The organism is Agrobacterium sp. 16-2014-1-2a (assembly GCF_053522705.1).
This window is the reverse complement of the sequence record NZ_JBNWBX010000008.1, coordinates 39,263-65,475: the sequence shown is the minus strand read 5'-3', so window position 1 is coordinate 65,475 and position 26,213 is coordinate 39,263. Positions and strand designations below refer to the sequence as shown.

General features: G+C 56.5%; 23 protein-coding genes and 2 pseudogenes. 12 read left to right on the top strand and 13 right to left on the bottom strand.

Annotated features, from left to right (window positions below):
- Nucleotides 1-39: 39 nt before the first annotated feature.
- Nucleotides 40-999, bottom strand: coding sequence for a rhizobactin biosynthesis transcriptional regulator RhrA (gene rhrA / locus ACQZ45_RS20970; RefSeq protein WP_333711624.1), 960 nt, complete (start codon nt 997-999; stop codon nt 40-42).
- Nucleotides 1,000-1,160: 161 nt separating this feature from the next.
- On the opposite strand from rhrA, the gene ACQZ45_RS20965 reads away from it, so the two are divergent.
- The 3 genes and pseudogenes from ACQZ45_RS20965 (at nt 1,161) to ACQZ45_RS20955 (ending at nt 5,603) form a co-directional block, all read left to right on the top strand.
- Nucleotides 1,161-3,413, top strand: a complete 2,253-nt coding sequence (locus ACQZ45_RS20965) for a TonB-dependent receptor (protein ID WP_060641967.1) — start codon at nt 1,161-1,163, stop codon at nt 3,411-3,413.
- 306 nt (nt 3,414-3,719) lie between these two features.
- Nucleotides 3,720-5,258: pseudogene (locus ACQZ45_RS20960) on the top strand (IS3 family transposase).
- A 30-nt stretch (nt 5,259-5,288) separates the two neighbouring features.
- Complete coding sequence (locus ACQZ45_RS20955; protein WP_448742525.1) at nt 5,289-5,603, top strand: LysR substrate-binding domain-containing protein; 315 nt, start codon at nt 5,289-5,291, stop codon at nt 5,601-5,603.
- A gap of 196 nt (nt 5,604-5,799) precedes the next feature.
- On the opposite strand, the gene ACQZ45_RS20950 is transcribed toward ACQZ45_RS20955, so the two are convergent.
- The 4 genes from ACQZ45_RS20950 to ACQZ45_RS20935 all read right to left on the bottom strand — a co-directional run bounded on the left by ACQZ45_RS20950 (nt 5,800) and on the right by ACQZ45_RS20935 (nt 9,509).
- Nucleotides 5,800-6,060 carry a hypothetical protein gene (locus tag ACQZ45_RS20950; RefSeq protein ID WP_060641966.1) on the bottom strand — a complete coding sequence of 87 codons (261 nt, stop codon included), beginning with the start codon at nt 6,058-6,060 and terminating at the stop codon, nt 5,800-5,802.
- Between the two features lie 638 nt (nt 6,061-6,698).
- A complete protein-coding gene (locus tag ACQZ45_RS20945) occupies nt 6,699-7,700 on the bottom strand; it encodes an IS30 family transposase (protein ID WP_060641964.1) in 1,002 nt (333 codons plus the stop codon).
- A 234-nt stretch (nt 7,701-7,934) separates the two neighbouring features.
- Nucleotides 7,935-8,234 carry a hypothetical protein gene (locus tag ACQZ45_RS20940; protein ID WP_013637589.1) on the bottom strand — a complete coding sequence of 100 codons (300 nt, stop codon included), beginning with the start codon at nt 8,232-8,234 and terminating at the stop codon, nt 7,935-7,937.
- Between the two features lie 369 nt (nt 8,235-8,603).
- Nucleotides 8,604-9,509, bottom strand: a complete 906-nt coding sequence (locus ACQZ45_RS20935) for a LysR family transcriptional regulator (RefSeq protein WP_013637592.1) — start codon at nt 9,507-9,509, stop codon at nt 8,604-8,606.
- Between the two features lie 137 nt (nt 9,510-9,646).
- On the opposite strand from ACQZ45_RS20935, the gene ACQZ45_RS20930 reads away from it, so the two are divergent.
- The 4 genes from ACQZ45_RS20930 to ACQZ45_RS20915 all read left to right on the top strand — a co-directional run bounded on the left by ACQZ45_RS20930 (nt 9,647) and on the right by ACQZ45_RS20915 (nt 12,500).
- Nucleotides 9,647-10,126 (top strand): carboxymuconolactone decarboxylase family protein, encoded by a 480-nt coding sequence (locus ACQZ45_RS20930; protein WP_013637593.1) that lies wholly within the window; start codon nt 9,647-9,649, stop codon nt 10,124-10,126.
- A gap of 67 nt (nt 10,127-10,193) precedes the next feature.
- Nucleotides 10,194-10,946, top strand: coding sequence for an SDR family oxidoreductase (locus ACQZ45_RS20925; RefSeq protein WP_448742524.1), 753 nt, complete (start codon nt 10,194-10,196; stop codon nt 10,944-10,946).
- A 33-nt stretch (nt 10,947-10,979) separates the two neighbouring features.
- Nucleotides 10,980-11,402, top strand: a complete 423-nt coding sequence (locus ACQZ45_RS20920) for a cupin domain-containing protein (RefSeq protein WP_013637595.1) — start codon at nt 10,980-10,982, stop codon at nt 11,400-11,402.
- A gap of 72 nt (nt 11,403-11,474) precedes the next feature.
- Nucleotides 11,475-12,500: a mechanosensitive ion channel family protein gene (locus tag ACQZ45_RS20915; protein ID WP_013637142.1), complete on the top strand. Its 1,026-nt coding sequence runs from the start codon at nt 11,475-11,477 to the stop codon at nt 12,498-12,500.
- Here ACQZ45_RS20915 and ACQZ45_RS20910 read toward each other — a convergent pair.
- Both ACQZ45_RS20910 and ACQZ45_RS20905 read right to left on the bottom strand, forming a co-directional pair.
- Nucleotides 12,483-12,971, bottom strand: coding sequence for an Rrf2 family transcriptional regulator (locus ACQZ45_RS20910; protein ID WP_065687685.1), 489 nt, complete (start codon nt 12,969-12,971; stop codon nt 12,483-12,485). The two genes, ACQZ45_RS20915 and ACQZ45_RS20910, sit on opposite strands and share 18 nt — an antisense overlap.
- A gap of 448 nt (nt 12,972-13,419) precedes the next feature.
- The gene (locus tag ACQZ45_RS20905; protein WP_148257359.1) at nt 13,420-16,332 is read right to left on the bottom strand and encodes an autotransporter family protein; all 2,913 of its coding nucleotides are present in this window, start codon (nt 16,330-16,332) and stop codon (nt 13,420-13,422) included.
- A gap of 639 nt (nt 16,333-16,971) precedes the next feature.
- Between ACQZ45_RS20905 and ACQZ45_RS20900 the strand changes: the two are divergent.
- A pseudogene (locus tag ACQZ45_RS20900) lies at nt 16,972-17,760 on the top strand (helix-turn-helix transcriptional regulator).
- Between the two features lie 36 nt (nt 17,761-17,796).
- Here ACQZ45_RS20900 and ACQZ45_RS20895 read toward each other — a convergent pair.
- Nucleotides 17,797-18,687 (bottom strand): LysR family transcriptional regulator, encoded by an 891-nt coding sequence (locus tag ACQZ45_RS20895; protein ID WP_448742523.1) that lies wholly within the window; start codon nt 18,685-18,687, stop codon nt 17,797-17,799.
- 106 nt (nt 18,688-18,793) lie between these two features.
- Between ACQZ45_RS20895 and ACQZ45_RS20890 the strand changes: the two genes are divergently transcribed.
- Together ACQZ45_RS20890 and ACQZ45_RS20885 are read left to right on the top strand one after the other, a co-directional pair.
- On the top strand, nt 18,794-19,663 hold the full coding sequence (locus ACQZ45_RS20890) for an SDR family oxidoreductase (RefSeq protein ID WP_065687687.1): 870 nt from the start codon (nt 18,794-18,796) through the stop codon (nt 19,661-19,663).
- Nucleotides 19,664-19,699: 36 nt separating this feature from the next.
- Nucleotides 19,700-20,173 carry an AtaL-like protein gene (locus tag ACQZ45_RS20885; protein ID WP_065687688.1) on the top strand — a complete coding sequence of 158 codons (474 nt, stop codon included), beginning with the start codon at nt 19,700-19,702 and terminating at the stop codon, nt 20,171-20,173.
- 131 nt (nt 20,174-20,304) lie between these two features.
- On the opposite strand, the gene ACQZ45_RS20880 is transcribed toward ACQZ45_RS20885, so the two are convergent.
- A complete protein-coding gene (locus ACQZ45_RS20880) occupies nt 20,305-21,222 on the bottom strand; it encodes a LysR family transcriptional regulator (RefSeq protein ID WP_065687689.1) in 918 nt (305 codons plus the stop codon).
- Between the two features lie 121 nt (nt 21,223-21,343).
- Here ACQZ45_RS20880 and ACQZ45_RS20875 point away from each other — a divergent pair, with 121 nt between their 5' ends.
- Nucleotides 21,344-22,399 (top strand): aldo/keto reductase, encoded by a 1,056-nt coding sequence (locus ACQZ45_RS20875; protein ID WP_065687690.1) that lies wholly within the window; start codon nt 21,344-21,346, stop codon nt 22,397-22,399.
- Nucleotides 22,400-22,498: 99 nt separating this feature from the next.
- On the opposite strand, the gene ACQZ45_RS20870 is transcribed toward ACQZ45_RS20875, so the two are convergent.
- From ACQZ45_RS20870 to ACQZ45_RS20855, 4 genes are all read right to left on the bottom strand, one after another.
- On the bottom strand, nt 22,499-22,873 hold the full coding sequence (locus tag ACQZ45_RS20870; protein ID WP_041694767.1) for a VOC family protein: 375 nt from the start codon (nt 22,871-22,873) through the stop codon (nt 22,499-22,501).
- A 340-nt stretch (nt 22,874-23,213) separates the two neighbouring features.
- Complete coding sequence (locus tag ACQZ45_RS20865) at nt 23,214-23,489, bottom strand: hypothetical protein (RefSeq protein WP_003519315.1); 276 nt, start codon at nt 23,487-23,489, stop codon at nt 23,214-23,216.
- 70 nt (nt 23,490-23,559) lie between these two features.
- A complete protein-coding gene (locus tag ACQZ45_RS20860; RefSeq protein ID WP_003519316.1) occupies nt 23,560-23,940 on the bottom strand; it encodes a DUF6481 family protein in 381 nt (126 codons plus the stop codon).
- 362 nt (nt 23,941-24,302) lie between these two features.
- Nucleotides 24,303-24,512 (bottom strand): cold-shock protein, encoded by a 210-nt coding sequence (locus ACQZ45_RS20855; protein WP_003519318.1) that lies wholly within the window; start codon nt 24,510-24,512, stop codon nt 24,303-24,305.
- A 649-nt stretch (nt 24,513-25,161) separates the two neighbouring features.
- Here ACQZ45_RS20855 and ACQZ45_RS20850 point away from each other — a divergent pair.
- Nucleotides 25,162-26,208 (top strand): alpha/beta hydrolase family protein, encoded by a 1,047-nt coding sequence (locus ACQZ45_RS20850; protein WP_065687691.1) that lies wholly within the window; start codon nt 25,162-25,164, stop codon nt 26,206-26,208.
- Nucleotides 26,209-26,213: the final 5 nt, after the last annotated feature.

Here is a 26,213-nt window from a genome sequence, read left to right as displayed (position 1 = left end):
GTGACGCATTCCAGCGGTGTCACAAGACGGCTTAATTCCTCACATGTTTTTTGCCCCGTCAGGCGCCGTCATGCGGCGAAGGTCTGTAGGGCGTAGTCCGTAACGACTGCGGAAGGTGCGATTGAAATATGACAGGTCGTTGAAACCGACGCTGTAGACGATCTGGCTGATCGGAGTTGCGGTGTTCTCGGCAAGAATCAGGCTCTTGGCGAGCACCAGCCGCCGCTCCAGCACGTAGCGCGAAAAGGTCGTGCCTGTCCGACTGAAAAGTTTCTGGATCGCGCGCGGTGTGATGCCTTCGGTGCGTGCCACATCAGCTATCGAAAACGCACCGTCGGCAAGATTTTCCTCAACCATCGCCTTGATCGCTTCAATGCGGTTTTGCGGAACTGCCGAAGGCGAAACCTCGTTCCCATATCGGGCGAGAACGGGAAGCAGGGAGTAGAAGTGCGCCACCATCATGGTGGCATGCTCTTTGTCCTGATGGTCCTGTTGAAGAAGATATCCTGCATAGTGGGTCAACAACTGCAATGGTAGGCATTCTGCTGAAAAGGGCCGCAACAAGATCCGGTCGATCGACTTTCGTGCAAGGGTGAGGGCGGCATGGGGAAGATGGGCGCAGTCGAGGCGCCCGCCTTCCGGCAAAATAATTTCCGATGCCATATCCGTGGGAAGGATGATGACATCACGGGGTTCCAGTTCGAAAGTGTGCTTGCGATGATGGACAATCAAGGTTCCGTCAGTTGCACGCAACATCGCGATATCAGGCCTGCCGATCCCATGAGCTGTCAGCCGCAAGGGTGTTTTGGGCAGGTAAACGGTTGCGAGAGAAAGGTTTTCGTGTTTCCAGACAAGGCCGGTGACACCCGCCAGATCACCGTCTTCAACGGTGATTGTTGCTTCTCCCAACATGTCTAGAAGGATTGTGCGGCAGACCAGTCTGCTTTCTGGATCAGGTAGCGAGAGGGTTCCAAGTTTCAGGGGGCGGACTACTTCCATGAAAAATCAAACCTGTCTTTGCTGTTGATGTTCGCATCTATCCAAATCGGGTTCGTTCCCATCCAAGCCCGGCAGTTTCATAGCGCATAAAACATGATCAAAATAGTCTTGTATTTTCCGAGGAACGACTTGGAAGATATTTTTTGCGCATTGGGGGCGACATGATCGGAAAGTGGAATGTCGGCGTTAGTCTTGTGGCTATCGTCGTCGCAATCGGGGGCGGCAACGACGCCGCTCAGGCGCAGGATACGTCTCAGAACGCGCAGTCAGACAATGGTTCTACGGTGCTGGAGCCGATCGTTGTAAGTGGCAACCGTATACCCCAGCAAATCTCGCGGACGGCGCGAACGATTTATGTCGTTGATGCACAGGCCATCGAGGCCGAAGCCCGTTCGGGCAAGTCGCTTCAGCAGATTCTTGCTGAGAGAGTTCCAAGTTTCGACCCCGCCAGCGAAGGTGCGCGCACAGCCTATGGCCAGAACCTGCGGGGACGCACGGCCCTCATTCTCATCGATGGTGTTTCGATGAACTCGGCGCGCTCCCTGAGCCGCCAGTTCGATGCAATCGATCCGTTCAATGTCGAGCGTGTCGAGGTTCTGTCTGGCGCGACGGCAATCTATGGCGGCAATGCAACAGGTGGTGTCATCAACATCATCACGAAGAAGGGGAAAGATGCGCCGGACGGTTTGCGCGGTGAAGTGACGGCGGGCCTTGGCAGTGGCTTTGGCCGTACCCGTGACCTTGACCGCAACGGTGCAGGTGCCGTGACCTATAACAGCGAAAACTGGGATGCGCGTTTCTCCATCGCCGGCAACCAGACCGGAGCCTTTTACGATGGCTCAGGCACAATGCTCACCCCCGATATCACCCAGACGTCCACAGCATTCAACAAGCGCATCGATGTCATGGGAACTGTCGGTTTGCAGATCGATGACGACAGGCGCCTTGAGGTGTCCGGCCAGTTTTATGACAGCGCCCAGGATTCGCCGTTCGGGCTTTATCTTGGCGCAGGCCTTGCCGGGATCCGCAATTCCAACCTGGTTGAAACGCGGGACGGATACCGATCGGATTTCGATCCCCGCACGCGCCGTACCATGGTAAACGCGACTTACACCGACAATGATTTCCTGGGGCAGGAACTGCTTCTGCAGGGCAGCTTCCGACGGGAAGAAATCCGGTTCCACCCGTTCCCCGGTAGTGCGATTTTCTCGCCATTCGTCTATTTCGGCGGCAGCTCGCAGGATACCGACTACTACAGCATCAAGGCAGCGATGATCTCGGAGCCATTGGACGGGCTTAAGGTGACATATGGCATCGACGCCGACCGGGATTCACTCACCTCGAAACAGAACGTATTCGATTTCATCAACGTGGCGAGAAGCGGTGCGATGAATTTCAATACACGCGGCACTACCGGGCTTTATCCCGACATCGATGTCTCGTCCCTGGCCGGTTTCATACAGGGGTCTTATGAGGCGACGGACCGGCTGACGGTCAATGGTGGTGTGCGTTATCAATATGTCACGACCGACGTATCCAGCTTCGCCGGTGCGGCACAGCAGGTCGCCGTTCTCAACGGGGTCGGCTCCTCCGTGGATACCATCCCCGGCGGCGACGTCAGCTACGATGCAGCTCTCTTTAACGCAGGCGCGACCTATGAGCTGACCGACACGCAGCAGATCTATGCCAATTTCAGCCAGGGCTTCGAGCTTCCTGACCCGGCAAAATACTATGGGATCGGGCGCTATACGCTTGTTGGTGGCCGATATGTCCTCCTGGACAGCGTCAATGTCGCCGACTCCGCACTCCAGGCGATCAAGACCAACTCTTTTGAAGTCGGTTATCGTTTCAACGACGATACGTTCAGTTTCGAGACCGCGGCATATTACTCGCTATCCAACCGATCCATCGAGTTGAACCGTACGACCCTGGCTGTTGATGTCGTTGATCGTGAACGACGCGTCTACGGTCTGGAGGCTAGCGCGAGCATGAAACTGGATTACGGCTTTGATGTCGGCGCATCCGGTCATTGGGTGAAGTCAGAAATCAAGGCCGACGGTAACTGGGAGAAGGAAAACATCGGTACGGCCAGCGTTTCCAAGCTCGGCGGGTATGTCGGCTGGACGAAAGATAACTTCAACGTCAAGCTTGCCGGGCAGCATGCCTTCAACCTTAGCGACGATGACAGCGGGAAGATTGATGGTTATACCCTGTTCGATCTAACCGGTGCCTATCGTTTCGAAGCGCAGGATACGACCCTTCGCTTCGGCGTAATGAACCTGTTCGATACCGATTACACAACCATATGGGGCGCACGCGCCAACGCGCTTTATGGGGCTTTGGCAAATGAAGCCGTGTTCGACTACAAGGGACGAGGACGCACTTTCGCCGTTTCACTGACGAAAGTTTTCTGACGGGTCAATAGGGCGATATGCGGCGGGGGATCGTGACTCCCGCCACACCCCGCGAGGTCGCCGGATGACTGGTCCCTGTCGTCTATCGTGCCTTCAATCTCCATGGCCGCGGCACAGTCTAGCTATATCGGGAGGGCCGGCGGGTTCTGGTTTCCGATGCTGATGGAGTAATCACTCGCACTTGGTCTGACCTGTGTAGCTCGCTCCAGCGCTCGGCAATCAAGTACTGATCGCCTACAGGGGGTGAAAATTGGATGTGGAAAAGGGGGGTGCGGACGAAAACTTGGACCACCAAGGAGGTAGTTCGTGTATTCCTACGCAGACAGACTTCGAGCGGTTGAGCTCTATATACGGCTTGGCAAGCGGCTTAACGCGACCATTCGCCAGCTGGGATATCCCACCAAGAATGCGTTGAGGGGCTGGTACCGCGAGTACGTACAGCATCTCGACCTGCGTGTTCAGCCGGCTGCCCGAGCGCCAAAATATTCAGAGGCTCAGAGGCAGGCGGCACTTGAGCACTTTCGCACCCATGATCGTTGCATCTCTGCGACAATGAGGGCGCTTGGCTATCCCGGTCGGGGGACTTTGACCGGATGGGTCCGGGAGGCATTTCCTGAGACGCGAACATCGCTGGTCGGTCGATCGTGGCATCCTGGCTGCTGCGAGGAGGTCCGGAAAGCAGGAGTCATCGGGCTATGCAGTGGAGATGAAACTGCTCAACAGGTAGCTGACCGACTGGGCGTCTCAAGGCCAACATTGTACAGCTGGAAAGATCAGCTACTCGGTCATGAGGCTCCCTCATCCATGAAACGCCGCAAATCCAACCCCAAGGTGCCTGAACGTGAAGAGCTCGAGCGACAGCTTGAAGCCCTCCAGCGTGATGTCCGCCAGTTACAACTCGAGCATGATCTCCTGAAGAAGGCCAACGAACTCCTAAAAAAAGACCTGGGCGTCGATCTGCAGATCCTGAGCAATCGGGAAAAGACACAGCTGATTGACGCCCTCAAGGAAGTTTATCGCTTGCCAGAGCTGCTCGCCCAGCTTCGAATTGCCCGAAGCTCCTACTTCTACCATCGCGCCCGCATATGTCTGGCAGACAAGTATGCCGCCGTCCGCCACAGCCTAGCGGAAATCTTTCAAGCAAACCGTCGTTGCTAGGGTTATCGACGACTGCAGGCGTCGTTGGCCAGACAGAGCGTGATAATCTCGGAGAAGGTCGTCCAGCGATTGATGAAGCAGGAGCAGTTGGTCGTTGCCAGGCCGCGTCGACGGCGGTTTGGATCCTATCTGGGAGAGATCAGTCCCGAGCCCGAGAACCTGATCAATCGCGACTTCCATGCAAAAGCGCCGAACGTGAAATGGCTGACAGACATCACCGAGTTCCAGATCCCTGCGGGCAAAGTGTACCTTTCGCCGATCATCGACTGCTTTGACGGCATGGTCATCAGTTGGTCCATCGGTACACAACCAGATGCGGGTCTCGTCAACACCATGCTGGATGCGGCCATTGGGACCGTGACCGACGGCGATGAGCGGCCAATCATCCATTCCGATCGCGGAGCCCATTATCGCTGGCCCGGCTGGCTAACCCGTATCAGCGAAGCAAACCTAGTGAGCTCGATGTCCCGAAAGGGATGCTCGCAAGACAACGCCGCATGCGAAGGGTTCTTCGGCCGGTTGAAACCCGAACTCTTCTATCAACGCGACTGGAAGGCCATCACAATCGAGCAGTTCGTCGAAGAAGTGGACGCCTACATCCGATGGTACAATGAAAAGCGCATTAAAATATCGCTGGGATCACTCAGCCCGGTCGAGTACCGTCAGAGCCTCGGCCTGAATTTATGAAACAGTCCAACTTTTTATCCGCACCCCCTTATGCGCCTAACCGGCTCAGTTCTGCGTGGAAACCAACAGCACGGGGAAACACACTTGATCGATGTCAGCGGCCATCTGACATTTGATGGGTCTGACCTTATTCTGGAGGCCGCTCTTGCCGGATTTGGGCTCGCCTATCTGGGTGAACATGCACTTGCGCCCCATATTGCCTCAGGCGATCTCATTCCTGTTTTGGAAGACTGGTCTCCCGAATATCCGGGACTTAGCCTTTATTTCTCGCAACGGCGACACATGCCAGCCAAACTGCGTGCGTTCATCGAACTGATCCGAGAGCGTTCGACTAGCGATAACTGATAACCAGAGTCTATCTTACTCCTTAACCGCGTCGTTGGTTCATAGCTCTTCAACGCGAATACCGCCGCAAATTGTTTCCATTTTCAAGTTGCGGACGTAGCTTGGCGGGAAGTCTCCCGATCAATGCGCGGGCGATTCTCAGATGCAGATCGTCCCTAGGTGAGGCTGGATGATGCAGGTAAAGGTCTCGGCCGCTTCAAACATCGGCGTGCTTTATGACGTGAGGCGCCCAGGTGGATCGCGAGATTTCGTCTTCGGTCGGGTTCACCGTGTCATACTCCTCCAACAGCGTTAGGAACGCACTATTTGAATGCATGATATCCTCAGGCTTGAGGAATCCCCACTCACATTCCTCGCAATGCGCATAGATCATCTGCCGGGTCACGTCCTTCTGGAGATAAAGGCGGCCCTGATTGTCACACTGTGGGCAGGTCCCGACATAATAGAGTCTCGCCATCAATGATTGCCGCTCCCGCCATCCAAGCCGGTGTCGTTGCAGCCGCCGGTATGTGGAAGGTAGTCGTGACCGCCAGAGCTATCCGTAACGCCGCTGCCGAACACTCGCCGCAATCCCTCTCTCCGAGGCCAGATGAAGACCAACAGCACGAGCAGGACCAAGGCGAAGCTACCAGCCATCATGAATTGCAACAACAATTTCAAGTCTCCTCACTGCGTGATTTCACGGCTAGCATAGTCCGATCAGCATGAGATGGAACCAGAAAGAGACCGGGTAAGCCGCCGAATTGCATAAGTTCCCAGCATATATCTATAGCCGATAAACTCTCCTGCATCCAAGTTGATATTGAGGGGGCATCGATATGCTGGCTGGATGCGCGTTTTAAGTTCAACCATCCTGCAATACTGTGGATCGGATATCGGGTGTTTTCTCAGGACTAAGAAACGGATGATTTTACCGGTAGCAAATTCAGCTGAAACGTAACCCAGCATCGTACGGTGGGGGGCATTATCGGGGGAGGACGTGCCTGAAGGCCAATTTCACTGGCTTACAGTTTCCGGACGTGGGTTAGATGAAGTGCCAGTGGGGGGGGGGAGAATCTTCCCGAAGTGCATCATGCCTGTTTTGAGGGTAGGGGATCAGGCCTCTCCTTGCAAATGTGCCATGAACGCTTCGGTTGGCGTCTTGTAGCCTAGGCACTTTCTGGGTTGGTTGTTGAGTATGCGTGTGATTTGGTTCAGCATTGCTTGTGACATCTGGCTGAGGTCCGTGTTCGATGGCAAGAACCGGCGGATGCGCTTGTTAGCGTTTTCCACCGCACCTTTTTGCCAGGGCGCGCTTGGATCGCAGAACCAGCTTCGTGCGCCAATTCCATCCTCCAAAGCCCGGAATGCAGCAAACTCCGTGCCGCGATCGAAGGTAAAACTCTGGCGCGCGAATGCGGGCAGGGACGAGAACGCACGCACGATCTTGTCCATGATCGGGCGCGAATGCCGGCTCGGGTTTTTGATCAGCACCGTGTAGCGGCTTTTGCGCTCTACAAGTGATGTTACATTGGCATGTCCAAACGGACGCTCGAATATGATGAGGTCACCCTCCCAGTGCCCGAACTGCGATCTGTCTCCAATAAAATCAGGCCTTTGCGATATGCGATGGCTCGCGGGGAATACGCCGTCGCGAGGCTTCCTTGAGCCCAGTGGGCGACGTTTGCGACGCGCTTCCGGCAGGTATCTATAGAGACCGAGTTCGTAATCTTCCTTGCTGTAGATGAACCGGTAGATCGTTTCTGCAGACACGCGAACGGGGCTTCTTCTTTCCGACAGCAGACGTCCGGCGATCTGCTCTGGAGACCACCGAGCCTCCAGTTGACTGATAACTTCAGCACGAAGATCTGGATGGCGTCGAAGCTTTCTCAGACGCCGCCGACGTTCGCGCGTAATCTCATCAGCAATGGTCGGAAAGTAGCCGCTGTATTCAGGAAGTTCCTGATCGCGGAACGTGTTTCGACGGATCTCCCGATAGATCGTCGATCGGTGGCGTCCTAGCCGACGGGCCATTTCATTGACAGCAAGTTTCTGCTCTACGAAGCGATGAAGAAGACGACGATCGGCGAGGGTCATTTGCTGATAACAGTCAGACATGCCAAAATCTCCAAAGTGAAGCCATTGAAATCATTGGCATGTCGCACTTGAAAATAGAATGTACCCGGCTACATACGATAATCGCATAAGATATATTATGGAACTAAAACTAGCGAAAGGGCGACTCTCTTTTAATCCTGAGTTGACCACAGCGATACGCACAAGCGCAAACGCTGAGTGGTTCTTCCGATCCGAGTCGCAAGACCATCGAAGCCTTTTTCGTAAGACCAGCAGCTAGGAAAGGTTCTGTCCGTAGAAAAGCAGGATTGCAGTGAAGACAAGAACTCCAAAGCCTGCCAGGCCGAAAGCGCGAAAAGAGGAAGCTCGGCCTTTCTGGAGCAGCGCTGCCACAAAAGCGCACAGAGACCAGAGTGCTGTGAAAATTATCAACAACCACGAATACACAAACGGACCAAGGTCGTAGCCTCCCCCGCCAATTGATGGTGCAGAATCTGTATCGACTTGAGCTGCTATCAGAACCGACACAGGGACAGCTAGCATCACCAGCCAAATATAGAGCGACTTGTTTTCCATAGGGTTTAAAATAGTCTCCTTTTGGAGGTCGATGTGCCAGTTCTGGCCTATGTGTTTGATCCGGCGTGGCTCGTCAGTATCGTGATAGTTGCTCTACTAGACGACGCGACGAACGCCAAGAGAGCGTTCGATCCCCGGCAGGCAACAACCGAATGTGACATCCTGAACCGGCTTCCTTAGACGACCGCGTTATGAGCGCCCGAAACACCGAACAGTTGGAAGCTCATCTGTTACTGCTAGAGCGTTATGGCTTGCTTGATGTTCGCGACACCGCGCCTAAGGAACGGATCCATTAAAATAAAGAAATACTTGGCGCTTTTATCGAATTGGCCCTTTTGAACTCCCCAAGCCCCGTAAACTTACGCGAGGTCATGCAGCCGTGCCCAGCAATGAATCCTGGCGAACGGCATCAAGCAGAAAATCCAAAATAGCGCGGACACGGAGTGGAAGATTACGATGAGAAGCATAGACGACGGTGATCGGCAACCGCGCGGGTCGAAAAGAGGGCATCACTTCAACAAGGCGTCTCGCAGCGATGTCATCGCCAGCAATAATATGAGACAGCACGGCCAACCCGCCGCCTGCTTGCGCGGCTCGATGTGCCGCCACCGCATTGTTGAACACCATCCGCGGGGCAACCTGGATCCTCTCGATGTCGGCGCCATTCAAAAAACTCCAGGACCGCCCCTCGCCTCCACGATTGTAGCAGATGCAATCGTGGTCGGGGATCTCAAGCAGATGGTTGGGCATACCCCGCCTCTGGATATAACTGGGTGCGGCAACAAGGAAGGCTGTCGTCCAGCCGATCCGGCGACAGATCAGACTGCTATCGGACACCTCACCGAGGCGGACTTCGAGATCGATCCCCTCGCCGACCAGGTCCGAAGACTGTTCGCAAAAGAGGACGTCAACGGACAGGCCAGGACAATCCTTCAAGAAGGCAGGAAGCCGGTCGCTGATGTAGAGGCCGAGCGCTGCCGGCAGACTAATCCTGACTTTTCCGGAAGCGATGGCGCCATCAGCCGACGCGGTTTCGTCCAGCGCTTCCACAGCATCGATAACCTTCTGCGCCATCGAAATCATCTGCTCGCCCTCGACGGTGAGGGAAAGGGCGTTGGTCGAGCGGTGGAACAGCCGTGTGCTGTAGTGTTCCTCAAGCGACGAGACCTGCCGCGACACCGCCGGCTGGGTCAGGCCGCGATCCAGCGCCGCCGCAGAGAATGACCCTGTCTCGGCCACGCGCAAGAATGTCCTCAGCGCTGAAACGACGTCCATCCTGCTCCCCCTCTGCCCCATACCATTTGGAATAGGCGTTATGCCGAAAGCTTAGGCTGGTTTTAGTTGCCTGTCCAGCTATTAAGGATAAGAAATATCCATAAGGATAATATCTATCCGTAATAAAGGAGAAAGCCATGACACAGCGCCTCAATTACGCAGCCCGGTCCCCTGAGTTTTTCAAGAAGATATCCGAGCTCAGCCTGTCGCTGAAAGACAGCGTCATCGAGCAGTCGATCCGCGATCTCGTCAATATCCGTGCATCGCAGATCAATGGCTGCGCCTTCTGCCTCGACATGCACGTGAAGGAAGCCAAGATCCACGGCGAAAGCGAACTTCGCCTCTATCACGTTTCGATCTGGCGAGAATCCAACCTGTTCGTTCCCCGCGAACGCGCAGCCCTTGCCTGGACCGAAGCCGTAACCGAGTTGCCCGAAGGCGGCATTCCGGACGAGCTTTACGAGCGTGTCCGCGGCCAGCTCTCGGAGAAGGAAGTCTCCGACCTCACCTTCTCTATCATGACCATCAATGCCTGGAACCGTGTCAGCATCGCCTTCAAGTCCGTGCCCGGCTCGGCAGACAAGCTCTACGGTCTCGACAAGGCCGGCCTCAGCTGAGGTCCAAAAGACAACCGCATTTCAATGACAACCACACGATGTCAGCACGACTGACGGAGGAACGACCATGAAAATCGTCATCATCGGCGGAACCGGCCTGATCGGTTCGAAGACCACCGAACGCCTTCGGGCAAAAGGCCTTGTGGTGATCGCCGCGTCTCCCAATACCGGTGTGAACACGATCACCGGCGAAGGGCTGGCCGAGGTGCTGGCGGGAACGGATGTGGTTCTCGATCTCGCCAATTCCCCATCCTTCGAGGACAAGGCGGTGATGGAATTCTTCGAGACCTCCGGCCGCAATCTGCTCGCGGCGGAAAAGGCGGCTGGCGTTAAGCACCACATCGCGCTCTCCGTCGTCGGAACGGACAAGCTCCAGGAAAGCGGATATTTCCGCGCGAAGCTGGCGCAGGAAAAGCTGATCCGCGAGGCTGGCATCCCCTACACGATCGTCCACTCCACCCAGTTCATGGAGTTCCTCGGCGGCATCGTGCAGTCCGCCCTGGTTGAAGGCAAGGTGCATCTGTCGCCGGCCTTCGTGCAGCCCATCGCTTCCGATGATGTTGCGGATGCGATGGCGAACGTGGCGCTTGAACCTCCAGTCAGCGGTTTGATCGAGATCGCTGGACCACAGCGTTTCCGGCTCAATGAGCTGGTCGCCCGCTATATGGAAGCGACGGGGGACGCCCGACAGGTCGTTGCCGACCTTGAGGCCAAATACTTCGGCGCCCGCCTGGAAGAATGCACGCTGGTTTCCGACAACAATCCGCGGCTCGGCAAGATCGGTTTCGAACAGTGGTTCGCCACCGCTCCTCGCAAGTGAAATCCGCCTCCGCATCTATGAAGGAAGAACATCATGATCAAAACTACAATTGCAGGAATGGCGATCGCAATCCTTGCCTCGGCACCCGCCATCGCGCATGACGCCTCCGGCGGCTCGGCATCCAAGGTCACGCTTGTCTATGAACACGAGCTGCCGAATGTGCCGGGCAAAAGCCTCAAGGGCGTCCTGGTAGAATACGGTCCGGGTGGGTACTCCGATGCCCATACACACCCGGACAGCGCCTTTATCTACGCCACCGTGCTGGAGGGATCGATCCTCAGCCAGGTGAATGACGGTGCGGTCACGGAATACAAGGCTGGAGAACACTTCTCCGAACTGCCGGGCGACCGCCACGGTGTCAGCAAGAACGACAGCGACACGAAGCCCGCCAAGCTTCTCGCCGTCTTCGTAGTCGATACCAATCAAAAGGAACTGACCTACCCGATCAAGAAGTAGAGATCTCGACAAGGACCGGATGTCGTCGCCGCATCCGGTCCCTTTTGCCCTTTAAGTCTGGAGTAACCTGCCATGGCCGTTGACCTGTCCGCACTGGCATTCGCAATCGTCGATATTGTGGGCGTGATCGGCATCCTTGTCTGGCATGTTCAGGGCAAGGATCGACCAACGGCGCGCCTCATCATCCAGATCCTGTTCTTTGCAGCAATGACCGCGACATTCGTGTCGCAGGGTATCCTTCCGTTTCGCGTGACAACAGGTGAGCTTGAAGGGTTGACCTCCTATCTCGGGAAATCCGCGCGCGTTCTCTGGTGGGTCCACTTCGCCTGGGCAGCGATCGGCTTCGTACGCCTCTACATTGTGCTCGACCGCCGGCCGCAGGAGGCACGACTGATCCAGGATTTGATCGTCGCCGGCGTTTATCTGGGCGTAGCGCTTTCCATCATCGGCTTCGTGTTCGGCGCACCGATCGGAACGCTCGTCGCCACCTCCGGCGTGGTCGCTATCATCCTTGGGCTCGCCCTCCAAAACACCTTGGGCGACCTGTTCTCTGGCGTTGCCCTCACGCTTGGCCGCCCGTTCTCGATCGGCGACTGGATCCAGCTTGGCGACGGCACAGAGGGACGAGTCATCCAGAACAATTGGCGCTCGACACAGATCCTGACGCCAGCACATAACGTTGTTGTTCTTCCCAATAGCGCGCTCGCCAAACTCAGTCTCACAAACCTGACGCGCCCGGACGAATCGCACCTCGTCGTATTGGCCATCCGCATTGCCGCCGACCGACAGCCGTCCGCCATCGAAGTTATTTTGAAGTCGGCACTGGAGGATTGCCGGTTCATTGTTCAGGAGCCGCAGCCTATCGTGGCATTCAAGGGGATCGATGCGATCGCAATCGATGTCGAGTTGCTGTTCCGCGTGACCAGCCCTGCCAACCGAGCCCCGGCGCGCAATGAGATCATCGATGTCGTCAGCCAACACTGCGCGACCCATGGTCTCGGCTTTGCAACGCCGGCGCACGCCTATCTCGTTGTTTCCAGCCAGGGCGACAAGATAGAGGCATCCGGATCGGTCCGCGCTCTACCCCGCGCGCTTTAGCACCCAATCGAACGTTCCGGCCCAGATGCCCGGATCAATTTCCTGCTCCAGCGTTTTCCCAAGGTCTGCAAACGTGACCTTGCGAAGGACAGTGCGCCACGCTTCGTCAGCTTCCCACATGATTCGGGCGATCGCACACGGACCACTCTCGCAATAGCCCTTGGGACGGCAGGGATTGTTGGCACGGATGTTCTGGCAGACGAAGGTCCTTCCGCTCCCCTCCACTGCTTCGACGACATCAAGGAATGTCAGCTTTGCCGGTGCCTTTGCAAGTCTATAGCCGCCCGAAGGGCCAAGCGTCGTATGGACGAGGCCTGCCTGCGACAGGCTCTGAAGTGCCTTTGAAAGATATTCCTTCGGAAGCCCATGCAATTCTGCCAGCGCCTTGGTCGACAGATAGCGCCCGTCAGGCAGACCGGCGAGAATGGCGCAACAGTGGAGCGCCCATTCAACTTGGCTTTTGAGGATCATGCGGAGGATACCGTATTGTAATTAAGGATATATTATATCCCTATTTGAGGTTTTGTAAATGCGGGCAAAGCTTGATTGAGGCGGGAACCTTCTGTCTTGTCGGCAGGTGCTTTTCACTAATCCACATTGTGACGATGGCCGTACTTTCTTGTGGCCTACCGCTTGCAATCGGGCACCGGTGGAGCGCGGAACTGACGCACCCTTCAGCTACGCTGTGAAAAATCAATTAATAATACCGCCAAGGACTGGTTTCGCAGGCGGGATGCAATCGGAGCGGGCTTGTGCGAACGCCGTCAGCATAGTTCTCCGCCTCCTGTTAATTGACTGCCGCACGCGATGACATGGCAAAATCGCGAGGCGATTTTGGTCTCGCAAATACGTCGACCATCCCAAGGCTATTTTCATAGCGATCGTTATTCAGGAACGTTCCACAAACGTTACTTCCAGCCTAGAATTTGACATTCAGGCCAATTCTTCCAGTCAGGGTATAGCTGTCGCCAAAGTCGTTCAAACTGGTGTCGACCGCAGCCTCACTATAAAGGGTATACCTGTCATTGTTCCAGTTGTAGGTGCCTCCAAGGCCGAGGCCACCCCAGAGCGCGTCCTGTTCGCTGGTAAACTTGACACCGGAGAGTCGGACATCCGAACTCGAAAAGGAGTTATAGTAAAGGTTCGCGATGCCATAGGCATGGAGACGGCTTGTCTGGCCCGCAGTGTCTGTCCAGCTTTCCTCGTAGTCGGCCGATACACCGAGACGCCCCTTGAGATTATGCGCGTCGCTCAACGAAACCGCGCCGCCGAAGACGTCGGTGAAGTCGTCGTAGTCGACTGCTGAGTAGATCAGCTGTGCCTGCGGTGTAAGCGACCAATGCGCACCGAGTGCAATTTGTTGGCCTGCTTCCAGTCCGAATGAATAGCCGAAGCCGTCATTGCCTGAAATTAGGGTGGCGGCGGCAGTGGAAGACGAAAGGTCACTTTCGTACCACGTGGCGTTCGCCTGGGCATCAAGGTAAAAACCAGTCTTCCCGTACCAGGTCATTGATCCGCCGACACCATATCCCGAGCTTTCGATCGACCCGGTTCCAAAAGTCGAGGAAACGTCAGCAGAGATTGTGCCATAGCGAAGCGAAAGACCCCCGATGAAAGCGCCCGCATCTCTGGAGTAGAGCTGCCCGTCAGCCCCGGCCTGCATTTGCCAGATGTCTGCGTCATAACCCGACATCGTCGTCGATTCGCCGGGATTGATGCTGGCATGACGACCCAGGGCCCGCGCCCACATGCCGTTACCGGCACTATACGCACTGAGCTGACTGTCCGCCGTGACCGGACCTTCCGACCACGAGCGATTGCCAAGACGCTGTTGAAGCGTGTCGAGTTCGTTGAATGTTTGCAATACCCCCGCGTAGGCCTCGTAGACAGGAGCGCCCGCTTGGTAGAGCGGGGTTCCCGGATTTGCTGAATTCAAAAGGGCCGAACGAAGATACCAGTCACCGTCCGCGGGTGTGCTGACGCCACCCTGATAGAGGCGATAGGCGTAAGCGCCTGCAACTATGGCCGGGTCCCCCTCGAACGTGTAGCTGCCCAAAAGCGTGAAACTTCCGCTCGAGGTTCCACCGACATCGACGATTTTGATGCCTTCGTTGGTTTGCGCGCCTGTACCACCCAGATTGATCAATTGAACATTGGTGGACCCAGAAGTACTGCCAGTAACTACCAATTTGTCAGTGGCGGAACTATCATTTCCAAGGACTGTCTCGATTTCCAGCGTACCGCCGTTACCGGTATAATTACCGGCAACGGTCAACGTGCCGATTGAATTGCCGGGCGCGATCAAACCGCTGGCAAAGTTGGTGGCGTTTCCTACCTGGCCTGAGCCCTGAAGGCGCCCGCCCTTGACTTCGATCGAGCCACCAAGAATGCCATTGACTGAGAGGATCCCGCTCTGAACCTTTGAGATGCCAGTTAGGGCGGAACTGTTGGCGGTGAGCGTGGTCATTCCACTGCCGATTTGATGAACGCCACCAGCTCCCGTGAGCGTGCCGACAAATGCTCTCATGTCCGAGCGGTTGAAGGCCAGGATGCCGTTGTCAGTGACGTCGCCAACAATCCAGCCAGAGGTGCCGCCATGTCCAAGCTGCAATACGCCATCGGTGATCGTGGTACCGCCGCCATAATTGTTCTCGCCAGTCAGGGTCAACGTTCCAAACCCGTCCTTGGTCAAGCCGCCCACCCCCGAGATCACAGGAGCGATACCGATGTCATGACCACTCGTGTCGATGATTCCACCACCGGCGCCAAGGTTCACCTGTTGATTTCCATAGTTGGAAAAGAACAGGGTGTTATTATTAGTGGCACGCAAAATACCGCCATCAATTGTCAGATCCGCCGTTCCGAGTCCGCCCCGGAACCCACTTGTTTCCAGCAGTCCTCGGGCACCAGGCGTGCCATTGACGTTAAGTGTCCCGCTGGCATCCGTTGCCGAAATGCCAAGATAGACACCGGTCTTCGCGAAAACCTGCGCTCCGTCTTCGATGGTCATCGAACCGAGTCCATAATTGCCCAGAGTGAGGTTAAAATCTGTCATCTGCCAACTGGAGCCGTTCCCAGTCACGGAGACACTTCCATTGCTGCCGGTACTGGAGCCGATGTATCCTTGATTGCTGGTAACGGTAGCGCCGTTTTCGATGCGCAAAGTACCCGTAGCGAAGCTCCCGACCGTCAATTGTCCCGTGTTGACCCATAACGCGCCCGGGCCGGTCACGACCGCGTCGCCAGTGTCTGAATCGCCTACGATACCCAATGTGTTCGAGACATTGCCCGCGTTTTCAATGCGCAAACTTCCGTTGTTTATTGTCAGCCGCCCGGTACTTTGCCAGGAAGACCCCAACCCTGATACCAATGCATCCGCATGAAAAGATTGGCCGAGAATAGCATCGGCGTTGACGACTACCTTACCGCCGCCGAGAATATTCAGTGTGCCGGCTCCGCCGTCGCCGACTGCGAAATAGTCGTTGTTAACCCATGTCGAGGCATTGCCGTTGCCGTCAGTCCCCGAAATGGTGGCAATCCCGCCGACAATACCGTTGCTATTAGTGGCCAGGCCGCCGTTGTAGATATTAAATGCCCCGCCATCGGTACGGGTTTCCGCGGTCGTCAAAGAGGACCCTTGCCCCGTTATCGTCACTGTCCCGCCAGACCGTATGGCGACGCTGTCGCCCTCGGCAGCGTTGCCTGAAATGACTGCGCTGCCGGGATCGACTTCGATCGAGGTGGAGGCAGCCGGCACGGACGAGGTATCCCAATTGCCAGCGTTGAACCAGTCGTTGTTCCCTGCGGCACCGGTCCAGACGGTCTGTGCCAAAGCAGGATATCCGTTACCAGCCGTCAAGCAAACAACCAGAACGATTGGCGGCAGACGCAGATAGGATGATTTCCGGGCAGCTTCGTGCCCGCTTCGCGCCGGTGACGACGAGTGCTGTCTGCAGGCAGCCCGGACCAGCAACGAAAAAAAATCTTCCCTAGGCAATGAGGGCATCCGAAAGACGTCTGGGGTCTCTACCGAGCCATTAATTTTTCGCATCACCCCACCCCCGGTACCAGAATCGAAAACGGCTAATATCAAACTTTTCTAAATTAGAGTAATTTATAGTTAAATAAGGGTAAATCATAAGTTGTGTTTTTGGTCGACCTGCCGCTTAGCTAGCCTTCATTTCCCGGCTAAAAAAGGTAGTGGCGGCCTCTTGGTGCCGGTTGCCTCACGAACACTTTACCGGTCGTCGTCAAAGTCCGCTCCTCACACAAATACTTCTCATCGCCGTGTCCACGTCGGGCGGGACCGGCAGCGGATCATATTCTTGTCTCTTTCAGCAAACGACAATCCGAACCGCGCCGCAAATAGACGTTATCGAGCCGGATTGGCATAGTCCTGGGCGCGCGTATGCCGAGGCTCGCCATCAACGGGAACATGGCGTACTCGCGAGCGCCGCACTAACAGCCGGTCATCGACCGCACGGAATTTGGATGCCCCTTTTATTGCGCCGTTGCCGGATGACGATCACAGGTCGTGAGCCGATGTTGCTGGCGGCCGGTGACCTCGCGCTGGGGCCGGAATCTTCTCGTTCACGATTAGCAGCCTGGAGCCGCCGCCCCGTGGAGCGCTTGCCGAGCGTCTTGAGACCAGTCAGTGTGTCTTCCGGCTCGGATACCCAGAGGGCCCCTCCCCCAAATCGACGCGATGGTTGGCTATTTTGCCTTTAGCTCGGATGACAAGGCTCTTCTCGTCTCGCTACTACCGGACGTCATCCATGTGCAGGACGAGGAACGGCTGATGATGCTGGTCGCGATGATCAACGACGAAACCAGAGCCGACCGTGCCGGCGTGAGATGGTGCTTCACCGGTTGTTGGAGGTGTTGTTAATCGAAGCTTTGCGATCAAAGGCAAATGCGGCGTCCCCGCCCGGTCTCCTGCGCGGCATGGCCGATCCGCTACTTGCACCGGGTTCACGCGGATCCGGGGCGCAGCATGACCTTAGAAACACTCGCGCGGGATGCTGCCATGTCCTGTTCTGCATTCTTTGATCGTTTCCGAAAAGAAGTTGGCGTAGCCCCGATGGAGTACGCGACCTGCTGGCGTATGGCGCTGGCGAAGGAATTCCTTCGCCAGGATGTTGCCACGGTCGAAATTGCGCAACGCGTCGGCTATGGTTCAGCAAGCGCCCTCAGCGTCGCGTTCAGTCGGCGTGTGGGAATGCCACCTGGCGCCTATTCCCAGGAAAACACTGCTGGGTAGCGCTAATGCGTTTGGAGATATGGGACAGGCGTGCCCTCACCTGCCGATGTAGGCCGCCAGTTCATCGGGCGTTCCGTTCGGGAAAGCCTGCTTTAAAAAGTCCAGGAAGGCAGATACGCGCGCACTCAACAGCCGCCGGGACGGGTAAAGCACCCACAGCGCGATCTCGGAGCCCTCAATATCGCCCCAGTTCAGCAAAGTGCCATCGGCCAGATCGTGACTCACCAGCGAAATCGGCATACAAGCAGCACCTACGCCAGTTCGCACCGCGTCGCGAACCATAATGAGCGACGACAAGGCGAGGACGGGTTCTACCTTGATCTTCGAAGAGCCTTTCGCAGTCCTGACGCTCCAAGTCAGGAGATCGCCGGGTCCGCGCACGACGCCCGGCGATGTAATGTCTGCCACCGGCCGGGGAAGGTTGGGGTTTGCCACGACGACCAGACGATCATGCAGAAAGACTCGACCAACGAGACTTTCATCTGGGTCCGGGTTGACCCGGATGACCAGATCATAACCTTCCTCGATCATATCTACGGCTCGGTCCTCTGTTGTGACTTCCAACCGCACGTCTGGATATGTCAGTGAAAAGCCCGCCGCGATCCGACCCATGGCTGACTGCGAAAACAGCAGCGGCGCGCTGATCCGCAACCTGCCTCGAGGCTTGTCCCCGCCCGCCGCGATACTGGCTGCCGTTTCGTCGAGCTCCGTCAGCAGAGCCGCTGTCCGTTCATGAAGGGCGCGTCCTTCCTCGGTAAGTTTCAGGCTGCGCACGCCGCGTTCAAACAGCCGAAGCTGGAGGGCAGCCTCAAGTTCTGCAACCCGTCTCGACAAGGTCGCTTTGGGACGGCCGGACGCCCGCGCCGCTTTGCCGAAGCCGCCATGACGCGCGACAAGGTTGAAGTCGGCAAGGGCGAGGAGATCCATAATCGTTCCACTTACGAGACGAGCTGTCTAATTTAATCGTCTATTGGTTTGATGGTGAGCCAGGCATTCTCCGGATGTCAAGCAATACCAACCCGGAGAATATCCCATGACCATTCTTGTTACCGGCGCCACCGGCAATATCGGCGGCCAAGTCATCCGGCTCCTCGTTGACCACGGTGCCGATGTCCGCGCTCTCGTCCGCGACCCTTCCAAAGCCAACTTCCCGGCAGGCGTTGCCGTCAAGAAAGGTGACTTACTCGACGTCGACTCCCTGCGTACTGCGTTCGACGGTGTGTCGACGCTGTTCCTGTTGAACGCTGTCGCACCAGACGAGTTCACCCAAGCCTTGATCGCCCTCAACGTCGCCCGCTCCGCTGGCGTTGAGCGGATCGTCTACCTCTCGGTCATTCACTCTGATGTCTATGTGAACGTGCCGCACTTCGCCGGTAAATTCGGCGTCGAGCGAATGATCGAGCAGATGGGCTTTTACGCCACCATCCTGCGTCCAGCCTATTTTATCCAGAATGACTTGACGATCAAGGAGGTCATCACCGGATATGGCATCTACCCGATGCCCGTCGGGACGAAGGGCCTTGCGATGGTCGACGTGCGTGATATCGCCGAGATCGCAGCCCTTGAGCTGCTGCGTCGTGAGCAGGCCGCTCATCCATTGCCGCTCACCCGCATCAACCTGGTTGGACCCGACACACTGACAGGAACGGATATCGCCGCCATCTGGTCGGACGTGCTCGCTCGCCAGATCAATTATGGCGGCGGTGACACGGCAGCCTTTGAGCAGAACCTTAAGCAGTTCATGCCGGCCTGGATGGCCTACGACATGCGCATGATGGGCGAGCGATTTTTGACCGATGGCATGCTGCCCGAGGGAAGTGATGTAGAGCGCCTGACGACGCTTCTTGCCCGTCCGTTGCGCTCCTACCGCGACTTCGCCTCGGAAACAGTTGCCTCGGCCTGAGGCCATCAACCACAATTTCAATCAAGGAGAACCGTCGTGATCTATTCCAGCGCAACAGTCCCGGTGAATCAGGAAGGCGAAGCAAAACTCACCCGGGAACAGGTCTGGAAGGGCCTGGAGCTGAAGGCGCGCGATGCGCGTCTCTTTCTCCCGCCCGGCCTCTGCACCCGCTGTGACGTCATCGAGGAAAGTGCGACGCACTTTGTGCGCACAGCCACAATCGCCGGCTCCGACATCAGGGAAATCATCACCCTTGAGCCACAGAGCAAGGTCACCTTCTTCCAGGCAGCCGGCCCCCGTGAAGGCGCCATTATCAATGAGCTGTTCGAGGACGAAGCCAGCGCAATGCAGCTGAAGTTCTACTGCTACCTCGGCCTGCGCGGAAAGGAACCCGATGCCCCGGAGGAACAGGAAGAGCAGAAACAGTTCGACAGCGACAAAGGCTACAAGTCGGCCCTCCTATCGACGCTGAAGCGGGCCCGCGAGCTGCTTGAACAGGGCCGACTGTGATTCCGATCGCAACAAACAAACCTGGGCCGCCTTCCTAGAGGCGCCCAGCCGTCCAACAGGGACGCTCGGGATGAGAAAGCGTTGCGCCGAGCTTTAAAAGGTCGAGACGCCGTGATCACAGCGCTCAAGCATTAGTTACCCGCCGATGTAACTTTGCCTCGCTTTGCCAGGAAATCGAGAAGAACGCGTACTCTTGAAGGCAGCGGACCACCCTGTCCGATATGAATGGCATGAAACTCCTCCCGGTCCCCAGGATTATACTCGTCGAGCACCGGCACCAGTCGGCCCGCCCTCAAATCATCGCGTATCGTGAAGTTGGCGAGGCGGGCAATTCCATTTCCAGCGAGTACCAGCTGGCGCAGCGCCTCGCCGTCATTCGCCTGGACACGGGCGGCGACTGGGGCAAAAATCGTCGCGCCTGCCGATATTAACGGCCAGCCATCCATCGAGCGGGTGTAACCAAGGCCCAGCCTGTCATGCCTTTCAAGCTCCTCGATAGTCCGGGGAAGGCCACGCCGGTCGACATAGCAGGGAGCAGCGACGATTGTCATTGCAGTATCGCCAAGCCTGCGCGCGATGAGGCTCGAACTTTTAAGCGGGCCTGCTCGAACCGCAACGTCCATTCGCTCCTCAAGCAGATCGACGACAAGGTCGCTTTGCACGATATCGACGGTAATTTCAGGATATCGCTCCAGGAATTCCGGGAGTATGCCGGCGAGGACATGGGTGGCATAGGAGGCGCTGGTACTCAGGCGGAGGCGGCCACTGGGCACCTCTCCCGCACTGGCGATCCGCTCGGCATCTTCGATGTCGGCCAGGATACGCGTGGCGCGCTCGAAAAAGACGCAGCCTTCCGAAGTCAACTTGAACACGCGCGTCGAGCGATTGATGAGACGGGTACCCAGCCGCGCCTCCAGTCTCGCGACCAGTTTGCTCACCGCCGACGGCGTCATTCCGACGCTGCGAGCAGCTGACGAGAAGCCACCGCGCTCGACAACCTGCACGAAGACTTCCATTTCTCCGGATCGATTGACTTCCGCTCGAGCCATCTGGTCCCTGATTTCACAAATGTTGTTCCCGCCCGCAATCTATATCACGAAAGCCGGATCTCCTATCTCTTCCCCATCAGGTGGCGCAAGTCGCTTCTATTTCTCAAGAAAGGAAGACCAGATGGAATATCGTTCTCTTGGCCGATCAGGCCTCAAAGTCTCGGTCCTGAGCTTGGGCGCAGGCACGTTTGGAGGGGCAGGTCCCCTTTTCAGTGCATGGGGCACGACCGATGTCACCGAGGCACGGCGACTTATCGATATCTGCGTTGAAGCAGGCGTTAATCTGTTCGATACCGCAGATGTCTACTCGAACGGTGCATCGGAGGAGGTGCTGGGTGCAGCGCTGGAAGGTCGTCGCGAGACCGTGCTGATATCGACGAAGACCAGCCTTCCTATGGGAGAAGGGCCGAACGATGCGGGGTCCTCCAGGTTTCGCTTGATCAGATCGGTCGAAGACGCACTTCGCCGGCTTCGGACGGACTATATAGACATCCTGCAACTTCATGCCTACGACGCCCGGACACCCGTCGAAGAAGTCTTGTCGACCCTTGATATGCTCGTTCGGGCGGGAAAGGTCCGCTATGTCGGCATCTCGAACTTTTCGGGATGGGAAATCATGAAGTCGCTGGCGGTTGCCGACGCGTACGGATGGCCTCGCTACATTGCCAATCAGGTGTACTATTCCCTTATCGGCCGAGACTACGAGTGGGATCTGATGCCACTGGGTATGGATCAAGGCCTTGGAGCACTCGTCTGGAGTCCGCTTGGCTGGGGGCGGCTCACGGGAAAGATCAGGCGCGGCTCTCCCCTGCCGGAGAGCAGTCGTCTTCACGAAACCGCAAGCTTTGGTCCTCCGGTCGATGAGGAGCATCTCTACCGCGTCGTTGATGCCCTTGAAGACGTCGCAAGACAACTCGACAAAACAGTTGCGCAAGTGGCGCTCAACTGGGTTACAGGCCGGCCCACGGTGTCTTCCATTATCATGGGAGCGCGAAACGAAGAGCAGCTCCGGCAGAACCTCGGAGCGGTCGGCTGGCATCTCACCGATGATCAGATTGCTCTCCTGGACAATGCGAGCGTCTTGACGCCGCCATATCCGCATTTCCCCTATCATCGTCAGGAGGGCTTTGCCCGTCTTAATCCGCCGATGGTAGGTTCCAAGATGCGTGGATTTTGAGCGTAATGTTGCGATTGATGTGGTGGATCCGGCTGCAAAAGTTATGCAGAAAGACCAACCCACAACAGCTGTGAAAATACCAGCGCAATTGGCGCTGCGTTACTTTGTCGGCTGAGACCGTGCGCTCAGTTTATGTCCGTCCGGATCACGAAGATAAGCGACGAAGGCCCCGTTCGGGCGCTCATTCGGCGGGCTCTCGATCGATGTGCCGCCGTGCGTAACACCGGCGTCGTGCCACGCCAGAACATGCTCGCGGCTCAGGGCGGCGATTCCGATTGTCCCGCCATTGGCAACGGTCGCCGCCTTGCCGTCGATCGGTTTCGTGATCATCAGTCGTCCGCCTTCGTGGACATAAATCAGTCTGCCTCTCGCATCCATCTCGCCGGGCGTGCCGCCCAATGCAGCAAACGTGGCGTCGTAGAAGTTTCTTGACCGCTCCAGATCATTACTTCCGATCATGATGTGCGTGAACATGGTCTCATCTCCCGTAAGGCAGCGCGCTGGCAGCAGGGGGCGAGCTACCCCTGAGCCAGGAGCTCGTTTGTCTGCCTTCACCGTACACCGCCCCGCGGGGCTCGCAAAGTGGGGGTAGGGTTTGGTTGATCGCTTCTGAAGGAGCCGAGCGCTCGATCCACCGATGTGGAATACCGGGAACGACAGTTTCGGCTTTAAGGCCAGCGCGGTCGCCCTGGCACAGAAGAAAGGAGAAAAAGCCAATCCCTCGACCAAACCCTGATCAGAAAATCGTACCCGGAGGTGGCGCACTTCTCCTTGGTAATTGGCTCAGTTCCTCGTTGAAACCGACGTCCAGCGGTCAGGCACGGTCGTAAGTGAAGGACGTCAGCAATGTCGTCACGAAGTTGCTCGCCCGCTCCTTTACAAGCACTTCAGTCCACTCGTCGGTTCCTCGAAGTCGCAGATCGGAGTGGATGCTGTCGACCGCAGCTTCTTCAATACGTTTTATATGGGCCTTGAAATTCGCTTCTCCACCGTCATGGTACATGTCGCGAATGACCATGCGCAGGATTTCCTGGATAGCGATTTGCCACGACGTGTTGATTGCCTGGAGCTCGTTATTATCCGGTGCCATGGGGCTGCTTTCGTTAGAGTGTCACCAGCATGACGCCGTCATGTTGTGGGGTCGGCGTGCAAGGGCAAGGTTAGGCTTGTCTTGCCTTGCGGTTAGCGTAGCGCCGGTCGCGTTCAGCCTTTCGCATCGTCTCATCTTCAATGACCCGGGCTATACGTGCCTTTTCGGCACTCTCCCGCGCTTCGATTTCTGCGACTGCGACCGCCTCAATCGCTGCCTGGCGCTCCAAAGCGTCGGTCTCGATACGCTGCTGTTCCTCAAGCTTCGTACGCTCGCGTTGAAGACGTCGCTCTTCTCGAGCTGTGGCAATGGCTGCTCGTTCTGCCTGTCTTGCCAGCCTGGAAGGTTCTAAAGCGGTCTTTGCCGCGCGGTACGCATTGAGCAGAGCAGCTTTGGCTTCGGTAGATGCGGCGCGACGGTCGGCGACGTCATTGTTTCGGGCGTTCTTCATGGATATCCTGATAATGAGTGGAAGAGAGATCATCGCGTTTTGGCGCGTTTTATGACCGGACTGATGGAGCAGTGGCCCTGCCTTCTTGGCAAGACGTGCCGCTGGCAGCCATTCGGTCTACGGGGCGTGGGCGCCGTATTCCGACACTACCGCAAGGTTGCTTTTGACAGAAAATAACATCTGGATGCCGGTGAGGCAGATCGTCGTCTGCAAGGCGGATCCACTTTGTTTTTCTGCTCTTGCAATCTCAATTGGTTCGGCTTGAAACCGAAACGAAAAAGGCCAGGCAAAACGCCTGACCTTAATGAAGCAGCTTCCGACAGTGCCAGTACATCCGTGGTCAAAGGGAAGCAAATCTTGATTTATGCGGCCTGCAGATTGGTAGCAGACATCTTGCCCGACTTGTTGTCGCGCTCGAGTTCGAAGCCGATCTTCTGGCCTTCAACGAGCTCGCGCATTCCGGCGCGCTCGACAGCGGAGATATGAACGAACGCATCAGCGCCGCCATTGTCGGGCTGGATGAAGCCGAAGCCTTTGGTGGAATTAAACCATTTTACTGTGCCAGTGGTCATGTTGAACCCTTTCAAAGCATAGAGTGTAGGACCGCGAAGCTGATGCTGCGCAGCGAGGAAACCGACTATTTTTGAAATGGAAGTTCGCTTAAAGCGCGGTGCCAATCGCGCGGTAGACAAAGCTCGGCAAGCAAAAGATCGATGATTTATGTATAACGGACTGAAGTCGTCGCGTCAACGATTAGTTTTCATATTATGTGTATTCGCCTTAAGTTTGTTCTTCCTGAGCGTTGCATGAGGCTGGTGCTTTGAATTACTCCGGATTTATAGACAGCTTATCCCACCTCGAGAAGAACGTTAGGCTGCGCAACCTCAAATGGCGTCGGCAATCAATGTCATCCACACGCCGACTTCCACGGAATCCGCGCTCCAAGCTGGGTCGAGTAGGCATGGCGTTTTACGGCGCTTCGTGCGGTTGGAATTTCTTTTGCTGGGCCGCGATCGACATCACGCGATGGTGAGCATTGTGAAGATGAAGCAGGGTAGCTTGTCTCGATCCAGATCGTCGATCGCGCCTCGACGTGCGCGGTAATCAAGGAGGTGACGTATCGGCATGTTTTTGGCAAAATGATGCAAGGTTTGCTGGCGGAGCTCTAACATTGGTGACTGTTCCTTATAATACGAACGCGATGACGTACGGAGTGAAACCATGAACAGGCAAGAGCCCAGGCTTTCCTGGTGGATCGCGCGTTGGGTTTTGCTCGCGCTCGCTATTCCCGGGGCGTCGCAATCCGCGCTGGCCGATGCACCAAGACTTGGTCCTTTCGAACTCCCAAAGCCGCGTGAACTGACCATTTTCAAGAACGACGAGAACTTCAGCCCCTTTGAGGCTCTGAACGGGTCTTACGCATCGGCAAGATCATGCTCCGCCGTCCCTCACGGTCTGTGGATCGAAGTCGACGGCAAGGGCGATTGCATTCGGTATTATCCGCAGGGGCTGGTAGATGGCCAAAACCAGACGGCCCTGGTTTATTTCGGTGGCGACGTGATGTTACGCAATTCCAAAGGCGTGCGTTTCATATCAGATTCCTATCTGCGCCAGTCACCTGCCACGATAGCAGCAGAAATGGCGGATTGGGCGCTACAATCCGGCTATCCCGCAATCTTCATTGCCCGCCCGGGCATATATGGTTCTTCTGGCGACCATAACAAACGTCGCCATCTGCGCGAAATTGCGCTGATGGATCGCGCGCTCGACCTGATCAGAGAAAGGCATAAGGTATCAACTTTCATCGTTGCGGGTCATTCCGCAGGCGGACAGATTGTTGCCGCCCTCATGAACCGGCGCAGGGACATCTCGGCAGCCGTTATCACCTCCGGTCTGGTTTCGGTAAAGCAGGTATCCGCCTTCTGGGAGCGGCGGCGGCGGGTTCCTGGCAAACTGCTTTACAATTCATCAGAATTTTACGATCCCGTTGATGAAATCGACCGTATTCCGGCCGATCATCGGCCAGAGATCTATATTCTGTCCGATCCGGAAGATCGTACCGTACCATTTTTCAGTCAGCTCTTTTATGTCAGGCGCCTGCGCGCCGCAGGCTTTGAGCCACACCACGTCTACGTTCAGGCGACGGACCGCCAACGCCATATTCTGGCATATCACGGTCGCCTCGCTGCTGCCCTGATCGCTCGAGGCAAGTCCCCGGTCGAAATCCGTCGTGCCGTGCATGAAATGGAACTTGAACAATTCAAATAGCGGTT